Source organism: Fictibacillus phosphorivorans (assembly GCF_007673525.1).
In the GTDB taxonomy this organism is placed as follows: Bacteria; Bacillota; Bacilli; order Bacillales; family Fictibacillaceae; genus Fictibacillus; species Fictibacillus phosphorivorans_C.
This window is the reverse complement of the sequence record NZ_VDZU01000001.1, coordinates 2323608-2343918: the sequence shown is the minus strand read 5'-3', so window position 1 is coordinate 2343918 and position 20311 is coordinate 2323608. Positions and strand designations below refer to the sequence as shown.

At 40.2% G+C, this 20311-nt stretch carries 16 protein-coding genes; all 16 read left to right on the top strand.

What is annotated here, in order from left to right:
- Positions 1 to 5 precede the first annotated feature (5 nt).
- The 16 genes from rseP (at position 6) to FS458_RS11555 (ending at position 20062) form a co-directional block, all read left to right on the top strand.
- The gene (rseP, locus tag FS458_RS11630; protein WP_144700724.1) at positions 6 to 1268 is read left to right on the top strand and encodes an RIP metalloprotease RseP; all 1263 of its coding nucleotides are present in this window, start codon (positions 6 to 8) and stop codon (positions 1266 to 1268) included.
- 27 nt (positions 1269 to 1295) lie between these two features.
- Positions 1296 to 3008, top strand: coding sequence for a proline--tRNA ligase (locus tag FS458_RS11625; protein WP_144700722.1), 1713 nt, complete (start codon positions 1296 to 1298; stop codon positions 3006 to 3008).
- Positions 3009 to 3220: 212 nt separating this feature from the next.
- Positions 3221 to 7522 (top strand): PolC-type DNA polymerase III, encoded by a 4302-nt coding sequence (locus tag FS458_RS11620; RefSeq protein WP_144700720.1) that lies wholly within the window; start codon positions 3221 to 3223, stop codon positions 7520 to 7522.
- 156 nt (positions 7523 to 7678) lie between these two features.
- A complete protein-coding gene (rimP, locus tag FS458_RS11615) occupies positions 7679 to 8149 on the top strand; it encodes a ribosome maturation factor RimP (RefSeq protein ID WP_137789633.1) in 471 nt (156 codons plus the stop codon).
- Between the two features lie 19 nt (positions 8150 to 8168).
- Positions 8169 to 9272 (top strand): transcription termination factor NusA, encoded by a 1104-nt coding sequence (gene nusA / locus FS458_RS11610; RefSeq protein ID WP_144700718.1) that lies wholly within the window; start codon positions 8169 to 8171, stop codon positions 9270 to 9272.
- Between the two features lie 20 nt (positions 9273 to 9292).
- A complete protein-coding gene (gene rnpM / locus FS458_RS11605; protein ID WP_144700716.1) occupies positions 9293 to 9559 on the top strand; it encodes an RNase P modulator RnpM in 267 nt (88 codons plus the stop codon).
- Complete coding sequence (locus FS458_RS11600) at positions 9556 to 9861, top strand: YlxQ family RNA-binding protein (protein WP_144700714.1); 306 nt, start codon at positions 9556 to 9558, stop codon at positions 9859 to 9861. The genes rnpM and FS458_RS11600 overlap by 4 nt, the downstream gene beginning before the upstream one ends.
- 15 nt (positions 9862 to 9876) lie before the next feature.
- Positions 9877 to 12198 (top strand): translation initiation factor IF-2, encoded by a 2322-nt coding sequence (gene infB / locus FS458_RS11595; RefSeq protein ID WP_144700712.1) that lies wholly within the window; start codon positions 9877 to 9879, stop codon positions 12196 to 12198.
- The gene (locus FS458_RS11590; protein ID WP_144700710.1) at positions 12195 to 12473 is read left to right on the top strand and encodes a DUF503 domain-containing protein; all 279 of its coding nucleotides are present in this window, start codon (positions 12195 to 12197) and stop codon (positions 12471 to 12473) included. Before infB ends, FS458_RS11590 begins: the two co-directional genes overlap by 4 nt.
- 31 nt (positions 12474 to 12504) lie before the next feature.
- Positions 12505 to 12888 (top strand): 30S ribosome-binding factor RbfA, encoded by a 384-nt coding sequence (gene rbfA / locus FS458_RS11585; RefSeq protein ID WP_144700708.1) that lies wholly within the window; start codon positions 12505 to 12507, stop codon positions 12886 to 12888.
- Positions 12889 to 12970: 82 nt separating this feature from the next.
- On the top strand, positions 12971 to 13888 hold the full coding sequence (truB, locus tag FS458_RS11580; protein WP_144700706.1) for a tRNA pseudouridine(55) synthase TruB: 918 nt from the start codon (positions 12971 to 12973) through the stop codon (positions 13886 to 13888).
- 24 nt (positions 13889 to 13912) lie between these two features.
- Entirely contained in the window at positions 13913 to 14851 is a 939-nt protein-coding gene (locus FS458_RS11575) for a bifunctional riboflavin kinase/FAD synthetase (RefSeq protein WP_144700704.1), read from the top strand.
- Between the two features lie 139 nt (positions 14852 to 14990).
- Positions 14991 to 15260, top strand: coding sequence for a 30S ribosomal protein S15 (rpsO, locus tag FS458_RS11570; RefSeq protein ID WP_066240919.1), 270 nt, complete (start codon positions 14991 to 14993; stop codon positions 15258 to 15260).
- A 193-nt stretch (positions 15261 to 15453) separates the two neighbouring features.
- Complete coding sequence (pnp, locus tag FS458_RS11565) at positions 15454 to 17568, top strand: polyribonucleotide nucleotidyltransferase (RefSeq protein WP_144700702.1); 2115 nt, start codon at positions 15454 to 15456, stop codon at positions 17566 to 17568.
- Positions 17569 to 17767: 199 nt separating this feature from the next.
- Positions 17768 to 18742, top strand: coding sequence for a polysaccharide deacetylase family protein (locus FS458_RS11560; RefSeq protein ID WP_260858572.1), 975 nt, complete (start codon positions 17768 to 17770; stop codon positions 18740 to 18742).
- A 78-nt stretch (positions 18743 to 18820) separates the two neighbouring features.
- On the top strand, positions 18821 to 20062 hold the full coding sequence (locus FS458_RS11555; RefSeq protein ID WP_144700698.1) for a M16 family metallopeptidase: 1242 nt from the start codon (positions 18821 to 18823) through the stop codon (positions 20060 to 20062).
- The last annotated feature ends 249 nt before the right edge of the window (positions 20063 to 20311 follow it).

Below are 20311 nucleotides of genomic sequence, written 5' to 3'. Positions count from 1 at the left end.
TGGGAATGAACACTGTGATAGCCATTATCATCATTTTAGGTGCTTTAATTTTCTTTCATGAACTCGGACATCTATTGCTGGCAAAGCGTGCAGGCATCTTGTGTCGTGAGTTTGCTATTGGATTCGGCCCGAAAGTGTTTGCCTTCAAGAAAGGGGAGACAGTCTACACGATTCGTCTTTTACCTCTTGGAGGGTTCGTACGTATGGCTGGAGAAGATCCGGAAGGTATTGAACTTAAGGCAGGTCACAGAGTTGGTTTGATCTTCAACCAAGCAAATGAAGTGGAGAAAATCGTTGTCAATCACCGTGAAAAATACCCGGTGCAAAAAACGATCACGATTGAAAACGCTGATCTAGAACGTGAATTGTATGTAACAGGTTTTGAAAATGAAGACTCAGGCACATCTACTTACAAAGTAAAAGAAGATGCGCTATTTGTAGCTGATCACCAGGAGATGCAGATCGCACCTTATAACCGACAGTTTGGATCGAAGACGATCATGCAGAGAACACTAGCAATCTTTGCTGGTCCTGCAATGAACTTTTTGCTTGCTTTCGTGATCTTGGTCGTATTTTCACTCATGCAAGGTATTCCGACTAATGAATCAAGACTAGGTACCCTTCAAGAAGGAGCAGGTGCCGATAAAGCAGGTTTGATTAAAGGGGATAAAATTATTGCAGTTCAGGGCGAGAAGATGGACGATTGGAAAGAGTTAGTGTCTGTCATTCAAGAAAACCCTGGTGAAAAGTTAATGTTTACGATTAATCGTGATGGAGAAGAGAAAGTGGTTCCTGTCACGCTTGGCTCTCGTAAAGGTGCTGATGATAAGAACGAAGGGTTTATCGGAGCACATCCATATACTGAGTCCTCTTTTGTTGGATCATTAGAATATGGCGCTAAACAAACATGGTTTATGACAACGGCTATATTTACAGGACTCGGACAACTGATAACGGGTCAGCATGGGATCGATCAGCTCTCTGGACCACTTGGAATCTATGAGTATACAGATCAAGCTGCAAAAGCTGGTGTTTACATGCTGTTGCAGTGGGCAGCTATCTTAAGTGTCAACTTAGGGATCTTTAACTTGTTGCCACTTCCTGCACTTGACGGAGGACGACTTCTGTTCTTAGGAGTTGAAGCTTTGAGAGGGAAACCGATCGATCCGCAAAAAGAAGGAATGGTTCATTTTATCGGGTTTGCTTTTCTGATGTTATTGATGCTAGTTGTTACATGGAATGATATACAGAAAATTTTTCTTGGTTAATTAGGGATGATTTGAGGAGTAGAGATAATGAGACAAAGTCAGTTGTTTATGCCAACTTTAAGAGAAGTTCCTGCAGATGCAGATGTTAAAAGTCACCAGCTCTTATTAAGAGCTGGCTTTATCCGTCAGAATGCTGCTGGTATCTATTCTTTTCTTCCATTGGGGAAAAAGGTGCTTCATAAGGTAGAGAATATTGTACGAGAAGAAATGAATCGTGCTGGTTCACAAGAGATGATGATGCCGGCACTGCAGCTTGCTGAACTTTGGCAGGAAAGTGGCCGATGGTATAGCTACGGTCCTGAACTAATGAGATTAAAAGACCGACATGAGCGGGATTTCGCTCTTGGTGCGACTCATGAAGAAGTGATTACGAGCATCGTTCGAGACGAAGTGAAATCATATAAGAAACTTCCTCTTAATCTATATCAGATTCAAACAAAGTTCAGAGACGAGAAACGTCCCCGTTTCGGATTGCTTCGCGGAAGAGAGTTCATCATGAAAGATGCATACTCTTTCCATGATAAGCAAGAAAGTCTTGATGAGACGTATGAAGCGATGAAAGACGCCTACTCTGCTATCTTTAGCCGTTGTGGACTAAACTTCCGTGCGGTTTTAGCGGATTCAGGTGCGATCGGTGGTAAAGATAATCATGAGTTCATGGTCTTATCAGAGATTGGTGAAGATCTTATCGCGTATTCAACGGATTCAGATTTTGCAGCGAACATAGAGATGGCTCCAGTTGTTCTTCGTGAAGACCGTTCATCTGAAAATCTTATGGAACTTAAGAAAGTAGAAACGAAACACGCGAAAACGATCGAAGAGGTTTCAGATCTATTACAAGTTTCACCATCCAAAGTGATTAAATCATTGCTATATATCGCTGATGAACAACCTGTTTTAGTGTTAGTCAGAGGAGATCATGAGGTTAATGAGATCAAGCTTAAGAATATTCTTTCTGCTAAAGAAGTAGAATTAGCTACAGCAGAAGAAACAAAAGAATGGTTGAATGCTGAACACGGATCTATCGGACCAGTTCATTCTTCAAAAGAAGTTAAAGTAATCGCTGATCAAGCAGTTCCATATATGGTAAATGCAGTTTGTGGTGCAAATGAAACAGGCTATCATTATACAAATGTTAATCCAAATAGAGATTTTGAATGTAATGAAACAGCTGACCTTCGTTTCGTAGTAGAAGGTGATCTGTCACCAGATGGTAAAGGGACGATCGTTTTTGCTAAAGGAATTGAAGTCGGGCATGTGTTCAAGCTTGGTAAAGTATACAGTGAGCCGATGAAAGCTTCTTACTTAGATGAAAACGGTAAGAATCAGATCATGTCCATGGGTTGTTACGGAATAGGTGTCTCACGTACATTAGCAGCCGTGGCTGAAGAGAACAATGATGAGAAAGGTTTGATCTGGCCGTTATCATTAACGCCGTTCGATGTTCACTTAATTGCTGTTAACAGTAAGAACGCAGAACAAGCAGCACTGTCCGATGAACTTTACACGCAGTTCAAGAACGATGGATTTGATTGTTTATATGATGATCGGCCTGAACGAGCGGGTGTGAAATTTACAGATAGCGATCTTATCGGACTTCCAATTCGTGTTATGGTTGGAAAACGTGCTTCAGAAGGAATCGTAGAAGTGAAAATACGTAAAAGCGGAGAATCTTTCGAAGTGCCAGTTTCTGAACTAAGCAGCTTTATTAAAAATGAGTGGGACAAGCTTAAGAATTAGTAGATTGTGATTAAAACGATGTTGCTATAGAGGAGGTACCTCTTATCTAAGAGGTGCCTTTCTCTTTGCACTTTACGAATAGAGTTCTAATCTTTATGATGGTTATCGAGGCTGACTGATTAAAGCTATAGTATAATTAATAGAGAATGTTTAAGAATTGTGTTGGTTAGTCATGTGAAAACATAATTAAACCCCTTTAAAAGGAGGTTCGTATGAGCGGAAATGATCAACAGATCAGACAAGAAAGGCTATCGCTTCTTTTAGAACAACTAGGTATGCCTGATGAGATGAAAGTAGGTTTTTCGGAAGGAACGATCGAAAAACTAACGATAGATAAGACGAATAGAAGCTGGCATTTTATCATAGGACTTCTACGTCCATTAACCCCTGATAGTTATGCTTGGTTTAGTGCTAGCCTGCGCCAAACTTTTCAGCATATTGCTACAGTGTCTTTTTCTCTTCAAACGAAAGAGAGTTTTCAAGCCGAAGAGCTTCTTAATTTTTGGCCGCTGTGCAAAGAAAAGTTAGTAGAATCAGCAGCACCAAGTTTAGGAAGTATGCTTTCTACGCAAAATCCTATTGCGGAAGGCAATTTTTTGTGTCTGACCGTACGAAATGATGCGGAAGAAGCACTTGTGCAAAGAAAGCTTTCTCCTGTTATTAAGGAGATGTACAGTCAGTTTGGGTTTCATTCTGTAATGGTTAAAACAGAGATTAAACACTCTGAAGAAGCTTTTCAAAAGTTTATCGAACAAAGAAAACAAGAAGATCAGAATAAAGTAATGGAAGCTTTAGTTGAAAAAGAGAAAGCTGCTAATCGATCTGAAGGTCCTGCAGCAAGAACTGATATTATGATCGGTTATTCAATCAAAGATGAACCTGTACCGATCCAAACGATCCAAGATGAAGAAAGACGTATAACGATTCAAGGCTACGTCTTTCATTCCGAAACGAGAGAGCTTAGAAGCGGACGTACACTATTAACATTCAAGATTACCGATTACACGGATTCTCTATTGATTAAAATCTTCTCTCGTGACAAAGAAGATATTCCTATCCTTCAAGGTATTCAAAAGGGAATGTGGCTAAAAGTTCGAGGCGGAATACAGAATGATACGTTTGTAAGAGATCTAGTCATGATCGCTAACGATATTAATGAGATCAAACCTGAGTTCAGAAAAGATCTTGCGGATGAAGACAACAAACGTGTTGAGCTTCACCTTCACACCCCGATGAGTCAGATGGATGCAATATCTTCTGTTTCAACCTTAGTGGGACAAGCTAAGAAATGGGGTCATCCAGCAATTGCAATAACTGATCATGCTGGTGTTCAGTCCTTTCCAGAAGCTTATAGTGCAGGAAAGAAAAACGGAATCAAGATTCTGTACGGACTTGAGGCGAATCTTGTTGATGATGGTGTACCGATCGCATACAACGAGGCACCAAGAAAACTAACAGACGAAACATATATTGTCTTTGACGTTGAGACGACGGGTTTATCAGCTGTATACAATAAAATTATAGAACTTGCAGCGGTAAAGATACGTGGCGGGGAGATCATTGACCGTTTTGAAAGGTTTGCAAATCCACATGAATCCCTATCTCAAACCACGATCGAATTGACTGGAATTACAGATGATATGGTTGAGAACGCACCAGAGATAGAAGAAGTGCTTCGCGATTTTCACGCATTTATGGGTGATGATATCCTAGTAGCTCATAACGCGAGCTTTGACATGGGCTTCTTGAACGAAGGATTACGCAAGATAGGTCTCGGGGAAGCAAAGAATCCTGTAATTGATACACTTGAATTGGCAAGATTTCTACTTCCACAATTAAAGAATCATAGATTGAACACACTTTGTAAAAGGTTTGATATCGAACTCACCCAGCATCACCGAGCTATCTATGATGCTGAAGCAACGGGTTATCTATTATGGAAGCTTCTAAAAGAGACGTTTAAAAAGGATATCTTCTATCACGATCGTTTGAACGATAACATGGGGCAAGGTGGATTTCAGAGATCAAGGCCGTTTCACTGTACACTTTTAGCTTCGACACAAAAAGGGCTGAAAAATTTATACAAACTTGTTTCCGAATCTCATCTATCTTATTTTTATCGAACACCACGTATTCCGAGATCACGGTTAAGTAAACTACGAGAAGGCATACTCGTCGGTTCAGCTTGTGATAAAGGTGAAGTGTTTGAGGGTATGATGCAAAAACCGATCGAAGAGGTTGAAAAGATCGCGGAGTTTTATGATTACTTAGAGGTTCAGCCACCAAGTAACTATTATCACCTTATCGAAAGAGAATTAGTCGCAGATGAGATGAACTTAAGAGAGATCCTGTCTAACATCGTTCAGCTTGGAGAGAAATTGAACAAACCGGTTGTCGCAACAGGAAACGTTCATTATTTAAATCCTGAAGATGCGATCTATCGAAAAATCTTGATCTCTTCTCAAGGTGGAGCGAATCCGCTGAACAGACAAACTCTTCCAGAAGTGCATTTTAGAACTACAGATGAGATGTTGGATCTGTTCTCTTTCTTAGGTGAAGAAAGAGCTCAAAAGATAGTTTGTGAAAATACGAGACAGATCGCCGACATGATTCAGGAGATCAAACCGATCCCTGATGATCTATATACACCAAAGATCGAGGGCGCAGATGAAGAAGTACGCTCCATGAGTTATAACCGAGCAAGAAGCATCTATGGTGAGAATCTTCCTGAACTTGTTGAGAAGAGGCTGGAAAAAGAATTAAAGAGTATCATCGGACACGGATTTGCCGTTATTTACTTGATCTCACATAAACTTGTAAAAAAATCGTTGATCGATGGATACCTTGTAGGATCGCGTGGATCAGTCGGTTCGTCGTTTGTTGCGACAATGACGGAGATCACTGAAGTAAATCCATTGCCTCCTCATTATGTTTGTCCGAAGTGTAAAGAATCCCATTTCTTTAACGATGGTTCTGTTGGTTCTGGTTATGATCTGCCTGATAAAGAATGTCCAACATGCGAAGTGCTTTATATTAAAGATGGACAAGATATTCCGTTCGAAACGTTCCTTGGTTTCAAAGGAGATAAAGTCCCTGATATCGACTTAAACTTCTCAGGTGAATATCAGCCTAGAGCACATAACTACACGAAAGAACTGTTCGGTGAAGATTATGTTTATCGTGCAGGGACAATAGGTACCGTAGCTGAAAAAACGGCTTATGGTTACGTAAAAGGGTATGCAGGAGACAATAACTTAACGATCCGATCGGCAGAAGTTGATCGACTCGTAGCTGGATGTACAGGAGTAAAGAGAACAACAGGTCAGCATCCAGGAGGAATAATAGTTGTTCCAGATTATATGGACATCTATGATTTCTGTCCTGTTCAGTTCCCAGCCGATGATAGTGGATCGGAATGGAAAACGACTCATTTTGATTTTCACTCGATTCATGATAACTTATTAAAACTTGATATACTCGGGCACGATGATCCGACCGTTATCCGTATGCTTCAAGATCTAAGCGGTATTGATCCGAAGACCATTCCTGCTTCTGATCCAGAAGTGATGAAAATCTTTTCAGGCCCAGAAGTGTTAGGAGTAACGGAAGAACAGATCATGTGTAAGACAGGTACGTTAGGTATTCCAGAGTTCGGAACAAAGTTCGTAAGACAGATGCTTGAAGAAACAAAACCAAGTACTTTCTCTGAACTTGTACAGATTTCAGGACTATCTCATGGTACCGACGTATGGCTTAATAACGCGAACGAATTGATCGCAAACGGCACTTGTGTGCTAAAAGACGTTATCGGCTGTCGTGATGATATCATGGTCTACCTGATCTATAAAGGCTTGGAGCCGTCGCTTGCTTTTAAGATCATGGAGAGTGTACGTAAAGGAAAGGGTCTGCCGGATGAGTGGATCGATGAGATGAAGAAGAACGATGTCCCTGATTGGTATATTGGTTCATGTTTGAAGATCAAATACATGTTCCCTAAAGCCCATGCGGCAGCATACGTATTGATGGCCGTTCGTATCGCATATTTTAAAGTTCATTATCCAATCTGGTTCTATGCGGCATATTTTACAGTAAGAGCGGATGATTTTGATGTGGAGTCTATGATCAGAGGATCCAAAGCATTAAAGACAAAGATCGAAGAGATCTCTGCTAAAGGTCTTGATGCTTCTACAAAAGAGAAGAACTTGCAAACTGTTCTAGAGTTAGCTCTTGAGATGTGTGAAAGAGGGCTATCGTTTCAGAAGATCGATCTTTATCGCTCGAGCGCAACAGACTTCTTAGTAGAAGGGGACACATTGATTCCACCATTCAATTCAATCGCAGGATTAGGTACGAACGCAGCATTAAACATTGTAAAAGCAAGAGAGCAAGGTGAATTTCTTTCTAAAGAAGATCTTCAGCAGCGTGCGAAGTTGTCTAAGACCATTATTGAGTACTTAGATGATCAAGGATGTTTAGAAGGAATGCCTGATGCAAACCAGCTTTCGCTCTTTTAACAAGGGCTTCTTGAAGGCTTGATCAGTTGCAGTATTTTATTGGTTATGGTATAGTATTTTTGGAAATACTGTTGAATGAATAACTGTCGGCGAAAGAGTGGGGCTCCCCACTCTTTCGTTACGTTTTGAGGTCATTCAGTAAGAAGGAGGGCAGCAATGAGTCAGAAGATTACAGAGCTCACAACAGAGCTTGTAACCCCAATCGTTGAAAAACTAGGACTTGAACTTGTTGACGTTGAATTTGTTAAAGAGGGTAAAAACTGGTTTCTACGTGTATACATCGATTCCACGGGTGGAATTGATATCGAGGAATGCGGGACTGTCAGTGAACAATTAAGTGAAAAACTAGATGAACTTGATCCGATCGAACAGCCCTACTTTTTAGAAGTATCTTCTCCAGGTGTTGAAAGACCATTAAAGAAACCTGAAGATGTGAAAAATGCTATCGGCAAAAATGTAAACATTAAACTTTACGAGCCATTAAACGGCGAAAAAGTATACGAAGGACTTTTAAAAGACTTTGACGGTGAAACGCTGTTCATGGAGATTAGAGTGAAAACGCAAGTGAAAAAGGTAGAGTTACCTTATGCTAAAGTGGCCAACGCCCGTCTTGCGGTTGTTTTTTAATGAAGAGGGGAGAAGAAAAATGAGTACCGAGCTTTTGGATGCACTTACATTGTTAGAAAAGGAAAAAGGGATTAGTAAAGAAGTTATTATTGAAGCGATTGAAGCTGCCCTTATTTCTGCGTACAAGCGCAATTTTCATCAAGCGCAAAATGTTCGTGTTGATTTTAACAGAGACACAGGAAGTATCCGTGTTTTTTCAAGAAAAAATGTGGTTGAAGAAGTTGAGGACGATCGTCAAGAGATCTCAGTTGCAGAAGCTCAAGCGATCAACCCTGGCTATGAATTAGAAGATATAGTAGAAGAAGAAGTTACACCAAAAGATTTTGGTCGTATTGCTGCTCAAACAGCTAAACAAGTAGTAACACAACGCGTTCGTGAAGCAGAGCGAGGGATCATCTTCTCAGAATTTATTGATCGTGAAGAAGATATCATCACAGGAATCGTTCAACGACAAGACCACCGTTATATGTATGTCAGCCTAGGCAGAGTGGAAGCTCTTCTACCTGCTGCTGAACAGATGCCTGGTGAATCTCATACCACGAACGACCGCATCAAAGTGTACATTACTAAAGTTGAAAAGACGACAAAAGGTCCTCAAATTTTAGTATCAAGAACTCACCCAGGTCTTTTAAAACGCTTATTCGAACTTGAAGTGCCAGAGATCTATGATGGAACGGTTGAGATTAAATCGATCGCTCGTGAAGCGGGTGACCGTTCAAAGATTGCCGTTCATGCTGCTGATCCTGAAGTAGATCCAGTTGGTTCTTGTGTTGGACAAAAAGGTGCACGTGTTCAAACGATCGTAAACGAATTGAACGGTGAGAAGATTGATATTGTTCGATGGAGTGAAGATCCAGTTGTATATGTAGCAAATTCACTTAGTCCAGCAAAAGTACTTGAAGTACAAGTGAATGAAGAGGAAAAGATGACAACGGTTATCGTTCCTGACTATCAACTTTCATTAGCGATTGGTAAAAGAGGCCAAAATGCTCGTCTAGCTGCGAAGTTAACAGGTTGGAAGATTGATATTAAAAGTGAAACAGAAGCAATAGAATCAGGTGTGTACGATCCATCAAACGCTCGCAGTGATTTTTTCGAAGATGCTGATGAGGATGAAGAGTAAGAAAAGACGAGGTGGAGACAATGAAAACACGTAAAATTCCGATGAGAAAATGCGTAGCCTGTCAAGAAATGAAGGCTAAAAAAGAATTAACACGTATTGTCCGCTCACCAGAAGGAGAAGTCTCTGTCGACATGTCAGGGAAAAAATCCGGAAGAGGAGCCTACCTTTGTCATGAACCTTCTTGTATCGAACAAGCGAAAAAGAAAAAGGTTCTTGAATCACATCTCAAAACAAAGATTCCAGCTGATCTATTTGAACAGCTTGAAAAAGGAAGTCATACATCTTGAAACCAACTCCTTGGGAAAACTTTCTTGGAATAGCAGCTCGAGCCGGTAAAGTCATATCCGGTGAAGAACTAGTTGTGAAAAGCATCCAAAAGCAAAACGCGAAAATTGTTCTGCTTTCAAAAGATGCTTCTGATAATACAAAGAAAAAAGTTACCGATAAATGCCGCTTTTACAAAACTGATCTTGCCTGGGTGGAAGATCGCAATGTTTTAGGCAGGGCTATTGGTAAGGAGCAACGAGTTGTAGTTGCTGTAAATGATCAAGGATTCTCTAAGAGATTAAAGGAACTTCTTGATCACTAACTCGGGGGTGAACATATGAGTAAAATCCGCGTATACGAATATGCGAAACAGAAAAATGTTCAAAGTAAAGACATTATTGAAAAGCTCAAAACGATGGATGTCCACGTTGCGAATCATATGTCTATGATTGATCAGGCAGCTCTTAAAAAGCTGGATGAGGCTTATCGTCCAAAGACCAATAAAGATCAACCAAAATCAACGAATCAAAATCAACTCCCTAAATCAGATGTGAAAAATAGCAACCCTGGTAATGACACCAAATCTAATAAAAAGGAAGTTCAAAAAGAGAGTAATATGAAAATAAAAAAAGAGAACAATAACTCGTCACAAGCTAAAGGACCAAAGTCCACGAATACTAACAGTCAAAACAATCAGAACAAGACTAGCACAAATAATCAAAACAAAAACAGTAACAACAATCAAAACAAGAGCAATAGCAATCATTCAAACAACAAGAATACTAACAATAGAAACCAAAGCAACAATAGAAATAACAACAACAAGAACAACAACAATCGCAACAAGCAAAACAGAGGCGGCGGAAACCAGCAGCAACAAGCTCCTCAGAAGAAAGTTCTTGAAACGCCAAGTAAGATCACTTTCACTGAATCACTTCAAGTAGGTGAATTAGCTAAAAAGTTGAACAAAGATACTTCTGAGATCATTAAAAAGCTAATGGGTCTTGGAATTATGGCAACGATTAACCAAGAGCTTGATAAAGAAGCGATTGAACTGATCGCAGCTGACTACGATGTAGAAGTAGAAGAAGAGATCATCGTTGATGAGACTGAATTTGAAAACTACGAAATCGTAGATGAAGAAAAAGATCTTCAAGTTCGTCCGCCAGTCGTTACGATCATGGGTCACGTTGACCATGGTAAAACAACGCTTCTTGATGCGATTCGTAACACAAAGGTAACTGCAGGCGAAGCTGGTGGAATTACTCAGCATATCGGTGCTTATCAAATTACGAACAACGGAAAACAGATTACGTTCCTAGATACTCCTGGACATGCTGCGTTTACAACGATGCGTGCCCGTGGAGCTCAAGTAACAGATATCACAATTCTAGTTGTAGCTGCTGATGACGGTGTAATGCCTCAGACAGTAGAGGCGATCAACCATGCTAAAGCAGCGGAAGTTCCAATCATCGTGGCTGTAAACAAGATGGATAAAGAATCTGCTAACCCGGATCGAGTCATGCAAGAACTAACTGAGCACGGACTTGTTTCGGAAGCTTGGGGCGGAGATACGATCTTCGTAAACGTTTCAGCGATTAAAGGTGACGGAATTGACGACCTGCTTGAAATGATCAACCTTGTTTCAGAAGTTGAAGAATTAAAAGCAAATCCAAACCGTACTGCAATTGGAACAGTAATTGAAGCACAGCTTGATAAAGGCCGTGGATCTGTAGCAACTCTACTCGTTCAATCAGGTACATTAAACGTTGGTGATCCAATCGTAGTTGGACACACATACGGTCGTGTTCGTGCGATGGTGAACGACCTTGGCCGCAGAGTTAAAACGGTAGGACCTTCAACACCAGTTGAAATTACTGGATTGAACGATGTACCACAAGCTGGAGATCAGTTCATGGTCTTCGCTGACGAGAAAAAAGCTCGTCAAGTTGGTGAGTCCCGCTTCAAAAAACAACAAGATGCACAGCGTAAAGAATCTTCAAAACTAAACCTTGATGACCTCTTTAACCAGATTAAAGAAGGTGACATCAAAGAAATCAATGTCATCATCAAAGGTGATGTTCAAGGTTCTGTTGAGGCGCTTGCAGGATCTTTACAAAAAATTGACGTTGAAGGCGTTAAAGTTAAAATCATCCACTCAGGTGTTGGTGCGATCAATGAGTATGACATCATGCTTGCATCAGCTTCAAACGCAATCGTGATCGGTTTCAACGTTCGTCCTGATAATGGTGCAAAACGTACAGCTGACGCTGAAAAAGTCGATGTTCGTCTGCATAGAATCATCTACAACGTAATCGAAGAGATCGAATCAGCGATGAAAGGGATGCTTGACCCAGAGTTCGAAGAAAAAGTTATCGGGCAAGTTGAAGTTCGTACGACTTTCAAAGTTTCTAAAGTTGGTACGATCGCTGGATGTTACGTTACTGAAGGAAAAATCACAAGAGATTCTACTGTTCGCTTGATTCGTGACGGTGTTGTATCTTACGAAGGTAAGATCGATGCACTTAAACGTTTTAAAGACGATGCTAAAGAAGTATCTGCTGGATACGAATGTGGGATCACATTAGAAAAGTTCAATGATATTAAAGAAGGCGACATCATTGAAGCGTATATCATGGAAGAAATTAAAGTAAAATGATCGGGTTCTTGACGGTTGAGTTTTTCATCTATGAAGCACAGTCGTTAAAAGATAAACGTTCAGTTGTTCAAAAAGCGGTAAACAGGCTTCGTCAACGATTAAACGTGGCTGTATCCGAAACAGATCATCAAGATTTGTGGCAGCGCGCCGAGATAAGTATGGTTACCGTTTCTTCGGACAAAATAATAGCAGAAAAAGAATTGCAAAGAGCACTTGCGATTATTACATCTATTACTGAGTTGGAAGTTACACGTTCAAACATCGAGTGGCTGTAAGGCAAGTGGCAAGAAACGGGGTGTAGTAAAAATGGGCACAATCCGTTCCAATCGTATTGGGGAACAGATGAAAAAAGAGCTTAGTGACATTATAGGCCGAAAAATCAAAGACCCCCGCGTAGGTTTTGTGACCGTTACGGCGGTAGATGTAACAGGTGATTTACAGCAGGCTACTGTTTATGTTTCTGTGTTTGGTGATGCCGATCAAAAGGAACAAACATTGCGAAGCCTAGCGAAAGCTACAGGTTTCATTCGTACGGAAATCGGAAAACGAATCCGCATGCGTAAAACACCAGACATCTTTTTTAAATTTGATGAATCTCTAAATTATGGAAGCAAGATCGAAAGTCTTTTGTCTGATATCAAACGTGAAGTTGAAGAAGACGAGGAAAACGAAGAGCATCCGAAACCATAATAGCAAATGGATAGGCAATTAATTTTGTCTATCCATTTTTTGCTTGTAAAAAAGAGATAATGTGATCAAAGGAGAAGCTTTTATGAGTGCAAGACAAGGAATTTTGGCATTGAAGAAACCTGCTGGTATGACATCACATGATTGTGTGGCAAAGATAAGAAGAATTTTTTCAACAAAAAAAGTCGGTCACACAGGTACATTAGATCCCGAGGTAACGGGGGTCCTTCCTATATGTATTGGAAGAGCGACTAAAATCTCAGAGTACATGTCAGACTACGGCAAGGAATATATAGGTGAGGTCACTTTAGGTTTTTCTACAGAGACAGAAGATGCTCACGGTGAAAGAGTAGAAGAAAAACATGTAGACAAGGATATCTCAATTTCTGATATAACAGAAATTTTACAGTCTTTACAAGGAGAGATCGAACAGGTTCCTCCGATGTATTCAGCGGTTAAAGTTAACGGAAAAAAACTTTATGAATATGCGAGGCAAGGGTTGACTGTTGAACGGCCGAAACGTAATGTTACTATCCATGAGCTTCAGCTAATTAATGACGACAACTTAGATATGCTCAGCAAAGAACAACCTGTATTCTCATTCCGCGTACGATGTTCTAAAGGTACATACGTTAGGACGCTTGCTGTTGAGATTGGTGCAAGACTTGGATATCCGGCACATATGTCATCTCTGATCAGAACAGCATCAGGGCCGTTCTCAATCGAAGACTGTGTGACGTTTGAGCAGCTTGAAAGCAGTGTGACGCCTTTAGAAGATTATCTGTTTCCTCTTGAAAAAGGAATCTCTCACTTTCCGAAATGGACAGTTTCAGAAGAGCTGTTTTTCAAAATAAAAAATGGTTCTGTGCTTGAAGCACCAAAAGATTTGGTAGAAAGCCCGTTTGGTGTTTATAATGAAGAAGGAAAATGTCTAGCCATTTATGAGAACCATCCTTCAAAACCAGGTTTAATAAAACCGGTTAAAGTGTTAGCCATTGATTAACGAAAGAAGTTAGTAGGTGAGTTTTTGGAAACGATTGTTATAAGTCATCCGCATCATTTTCAACAAGATAACCTTCCACCAACTTTTTTGGCTCTAGGTTATTTTGACGGGATTCATGTTGGACACCAACGTGTGATCAACACAGCAGTAGAGCTTGCTAAGAAGAACGACGCTGTTTCTGCTGTTATGAGCTTCCACCCGCATCCGTCTGTTGTATTAGGTAAGAGTGATCAAAATTGGACATATATCACACCTTTAGAAGAAAAGAAGAAGATTCTAGAGGAGATGGGTGTAGAGAGATTTTATCTTGTGAAATTCGATCAAGTTTTTGCGAATCTAGATACTCAGGAGTTTGTTGATCAATATGTGATCGGTTTGAATGTAGTCCATGTAGTTACCGGATTTGACTTTTCATATGGGAAGTATGGAAAAGGAAGCGTTGAAACATTAGTAAAAGAATCTAACGGACAATTTGGACAAACGGTTATTGAAAAGATTGAAAAAGATGGTCACAAAATAAGTTCCACACTGATTAGAAACTGCCTTAAAGAAGGTCTTGTCGATGAGATTGAGCCTTACTTGGGCAGAAGATATAAGCTCAACGGCACGGTGATTCATGGGGATAAGCGTGGCCGTACGATTGGGTTCCCGACTGCGAACCTTGACACCGACCAATATTCACTGCCAAAAGTCGGTGTATACGCAGTTGAGGTTTCTGTCGATGAAAAAAGCTATTTAGCGATGGCGAATGTAGGCTATAAACCTACATTTAAGGATGATCAAAAAAAACCTTCACTCGAAGTTCATATCTTTGACTTCAACCACGAAATATATGGTGAAGAGGTTCGAATCACTTGGTTGAAAAGAATTCGTGATGAGAAGAAATTTAGTGGAATAGACGAGCTCATCGCACAGCTTCATGCCGATAAAAGCAAAACATATGAGATCACACAATCACTGTAATAAAAAACTTGCAATTATTCTATAAAAAGTCTATGATAATAACTGTACATTTTAATGTGCATATAACCATTGCTTGGCAAATCGAGTCACCGACGTTTGCTCGGTAATTGGTGTTTCTATTATTAAGGAGGTGAAAAGGATGGCTATTACTCAAGAGCGTAAGAACGAACTAATCAGCGAGTATAAGGTACATGATACGGACACTGGATCTCCAGAAGTTCAAATCGCTATCCTTACTGAACAAATCAATGAGTTGAATGATCACTTGCGTACACACAAGAAAGATCACCACTCACGTCGTGGTCTATTGAAAATGGTTGGTAAGCGCCGTAACTTGTTAACGTACCTACGTAACAAGGACATCACGCGTTACCGCGAATTGATCGGAAGACTTGGATTACGTCGTTAATCCAGCAAAGCGGGATATATTTCCCGCTTTTTTTATTGCAAGCATTCATCCATAAACGGCACTAAACATGTTATTCTTGGTATGTATGAGTAAATTCTTTCGAGTTTTTCTTTTTAGGAAGGACTACGTTAGGATATAATAGAACCATAATATGATAGGATTTTTCTAAGTGTTGAGAGGAGTACCAAGTAAAATGGATCAACAAAAAAGAACTTTTACAATGGACTGGGCGGGTAGAACGCTTACGTTCGAAATTGGAGAATTAGCAAAACAAGCGAACGGTGCTGTAATGGTCAGATATGGCGATACTGCAGTGCTTTCAACAGCTGTTGCATCAAAACAGCCTAAAAACCTTAGTTTCTTTCCGCTGACAGTAAACTACGAAGAGCGTTTATATGCAGTAGGTAAAATTCCAGGTGGATTTATCAAACGTGAAGGCCGTCCAAGCGAAAAAGCTGTTTTAGCGAGTCGTTTGATCGACCGTCCTATTCGTCCTCTATTCGCAGATGGTTTCCGTAACGAAGTACAAGTTGTCAGCACAGTAATGAGTGTGGATCAAAACTGTTCTTCAGAAATGGCTGCGATGATCGGATCATCACTTGCGTTGTCTATTTCTGATATTCCTTTTGAAGGACCGATCGCTGGAGTAACTGTTGGTCGAATCGAAGGCGAGTTTGTGATCAATCCAACGGTTGAGCAAAATGAAAAAAGTGATATTCAATTAATTGTTGCGGGTACTAAACATGCCATCAACATGGTTGAAGCTGGTGCAGAAGAAGTTTCTGAAGAAGTGATGCTTGAAGCGATCATGTTCGGTCATGAAGAGATCAAGCGTTTAATCGCTTTCCAAGAAGAGATTGTTTCTGAAATTGGTAAGGAGAAGATGGAGATCGTTCTTCATGAGCTAGATAAAGATGTTGAACAAGAAGTTCGTGAATTTGTTGGAAACGATGTGAAAGAAGCAGTTAAGGTTGTTGAAAAGCATGCACGTCAAGAAGCTTTAGACGCTGTAAGTGCAAACGTCGCTTCTCGTTATGAAGAAGATGAAGATAAAGCCAGCGAAGCAAAAGAGGTTTTACATAAACTCATCAAAGAAGAAGTGAGACGCTTGATCCTTAAGGAGAAAGTTCGTCCGGACGGAAGAAAAACAGATGAGATCCGTCAACTTTCTTCAAAGGTAGGCATTTTAGCAAGAACTCATGGTTCAGGTCTATTTACACGTGGGCAAACCCAAGCACTCAGCATCTGTACATTAGGAGCTCTTGGCGATGTTCAAGTTCTTGATGGTCTTGGTGTAGAAGAGTCAAAACGTTTCATGCACCAATATAATTTCCCTCCATTCAGTGTAGGTGAAACTGGATTTATGCGCGGACCAGGCAGACGTGAAATCGGACATGGTGCATTAGGTGAGCGAGCATTAGAGCAAGTGATTCCGAACGAAGAAGAGTTCCCATACACGATTCGTCTCGTTTCCGAAGTATTAGAATCCAACGGTTCTACATCACAAGCAAGTATTTGTGCAAGTACGCTTGCATTGATGGATGCTGGTGTTCCGATCAAAGCTCCTGTTGCAGGTATTGCTATGGGTCTGATCTCTGACGGTGAAGATGTAACAGTTCTAACAGATATTCAAGGCATGGAAGATCACCTTGGAGATATGGACTTTAAAGTTGCAGGTACACCTAATGGGATTACTGCTCTTCAAATGGACATTAAAATCTCAGGAATTAACCGTGAAATCCTTCAAGAAGCATTAACACAAGCAAAAGAAGGACGTATGATCATTCTAAAGTCTATGCTTGCTACACTTTCAGAATCTCGTACACAGCTTTCTCAATATGCTCCTAAGATCCTAACGATGAAGATCAATCCGGATAAGATCCGTGATGTAATCGGACCGAGCGGGAAGATCATCAACAAGATCATTGAAGAAACTGGCGTTAAGATTGATATTGAGCAAGACGGTACAGTCTTTATTGCTTCAACTGACGAAGCGATGAACAAAAAAGCGAAGAAAATCATTGAAGATATTGTTCGTGAAGTTCAAGTAGGAGAGTACTACATGGGCAAAGTAAAACGTATCGAAAAGTTTGGTGCGTTTGTTGAACTATTCAGCGGTAAGGATGGACTCGTTCACATCTCTGAACTTGCTGAAGAACGTGTAGGAAAAGTTGAAGATGTTGTGAAACTTGGTGACGAGATCATGGTTAAAGTTATGGAGATCGATAATCAAGGTCGCGTAAACTTATCGCGTAAAGTTGTACTGAAAGAAGAAAAAGCAAAGAACGAGCAGCAGCAAAACGTATAAAATAAATAGTAAGACTGTTCCATTACAGATACATTGTATCGTATGGGTCAGTCTTTTTTTTGTCGTTTTTTTTCGCTCTTTGCTTATGGAGTGGCTGCAAAATCGCCAATACTACAATAATGAACTTGCTCGGGCGATATTTATAAACGTTCTAACCTGTCCAAATCGTACATACTTTGGTTACAGGGAGGGAGTTCACGTGAAAAATAAAATTCTTCAATGGTCATTAGTCGTTCTGGTTATCACTTCGATAGCGTTTTCGTTGCATAATCCATTTACAAGCACCTATATTGAGAGTTTAAAGGCTCAGAGTACAGCCGTTTCGCAAATGGAATCAAATTCAATCTATCAGCAGATCAAGGAAAAAGCAAAGGAGTTAAATCGTCCTCCTAAAAATGCAGAGATTGATCCAGTCTGGAAAGCCACTCCCGGTTATAATGGCATTGTTGTTGACATGGAAGCATCCTTTAAAGCGATGAAGAAAGCGAATAAATACGATCATAATAAGCTTGTTATAAAGCAAATAAATCCAAGTGTTCATCTTGAAGACCTTCCTGCATCACCTATCTATAGAGGTAACCCTGAAAAACCTATGGTTACACTTTTAGTGAACGTAGCGTGGGGAAATGAGTACCTTCCTGGCATGCTCCAAACGATGAAGAAGAATAATGTGAAATCCACTTATTTTCTAGATGGGTCATGGGTGAAGAAGAACCCGTCACTCGCTAAAATGATTGCAGAAGAAAAACATGAGATCGGTAATCACGCTTACTCGCATCCGGATTTAAAAAAGATGACGAATTCACGTATAACCGAGGAACTTAAACAAACGAACGAAGTGATACATGCAACGCTCGACATACAGCCAAAATGGTTTGCTCCCCCGAGTGGCAGCTTTCGAAACGACGTTGTACAAATCGCTTCAGAGATGGATATGAAAACGATTCTTTGGACCGTTGATACGATCGATTGGAGAAAACCAAATCCTGATGAGATGGTAGGGAGGGTTCTTAGTAAAGTACATCCTGGTGCGATGATCTTAATGCACCCAACCGAATCATCTTCTGCCGGTCTTGATAAACTCATTAAAGGAATAAAAGAAAAAGGTTACAGCATCGGAACGGTATCTGACTTGATGGATGAAACGAGATTAGTACCTAAAACCATCAAGTAAAGTTGTGTACGCGTTATGATAATGGTATATTGTTCCTATGATTATTGTGGAACAACTGACAGCTAGGGGGAAACAAGTTTGATTAAAAGATATACATGCTCAAACGGCGTGCGAATCGTTTTGGAAAACATTCCAACAGTACGCTCTGTTGCGATCGGTGTATGGATCGGCACAGGCTCAAGATTTGAAAACACAAAAAACAACGGAATTTCGCATTTTCTCGAGCACATGTTCTTTAAAGGAACTAAGACGAGAACTGCACGAGAAATTGCCGAATCTTTTGATAGCATCGGTGGACAAGTGAATGCTTTCACTTCAAAAGAATACACATGTTATTATGCAAAAGTCCTAGATACGCATTCACCATATGCACTTGAAGTATTAGCGGACATGTTTTTCAACTCTACCTTTGATGAGGGAGAATTATTAAAAGAAAAGAATGTTGTCTTAGAAGAAATTAAAATGTATGAAGATACACCTGATGATATTGTTCATGATATGTTAAGCCGTGCTAGTTTTCAGAATCATGAACTCGGTTTTCCCATCTTAGGTACAGAAGAAACATTGAACACATTTACCGGGAATACACTCCGAGATTATATGGATACTCATTATGTTCCGGAAGAAGTAGTCATTTCTGTTGCAGGAAACGTCGATGAATCGTTCATAAAGGAAGTTGAGAAATGGTTCGGTGATTATAAAACAAGCGGCATCATCAAACCAGAAATTCAATCTCCCGTTTTTTATCCTGAGAAGCTATCTCGTAAAAAAGAAACAGAACAAGCACATCTTTGTCTCGGCTTCCCTGGACTATCTCTAAAAGACAAACGCAGCTATAGTTTGATCATTCTAAATAATATCTTTGGATCAAGCATGTCGAGCCGTTTGTTTCAAGAAGTAAGAGAGCAAAAAGGTTTAGCGTATTCTGTTTTCTCATACCATTCAGCGTTCCAGGATAATGGGATCTTTACGATTTATGGAGGAACGGCTCCACATCAATTAGATGAATTGTATAATACGATATTAAATATTGTAGATGATTTAAAAGAGAACGGAATTACTGACAAAGAATTGAAGAACTCTAAAGAACAGATAAAAGGAAACTTGATGCTGAGTCTTGAAAGCACGAACAGCAGAATGAGCCGAAACGGAAAACATGAGCTCATCTTAGGTTACCACCGTACCCTTGATGATATGGTCGAGTCGATCGATAACGTGTCAAAAGACGATGTGAACACGTTGGTTCAGTCTATCTTCAGCGAAGGATGTTCAGCTTCCCTAGTGAGTCCTCAAGGTGAACTTCCGAAAGGACTTCAATAGCATATCTACTCATTACAACGAAACCCGGAATTCATCCGGGTTTTTTTGCGTTTTCAGATACCTTCTTTAAAAATGGGCTTTGTGTTTTCTGAATGCCCCAAACAAAGGAGTTGCTCATGAATATAATGGTGTTGATTGAAAGCTTATGATCGTGTTAATTAGCGAAATAGAAACGACTATTAAATATGAGTTATACCGTTGTGCAGAATGTCTTTCTGTAACCAGATAGGCGGGGTGTTCATATGATGG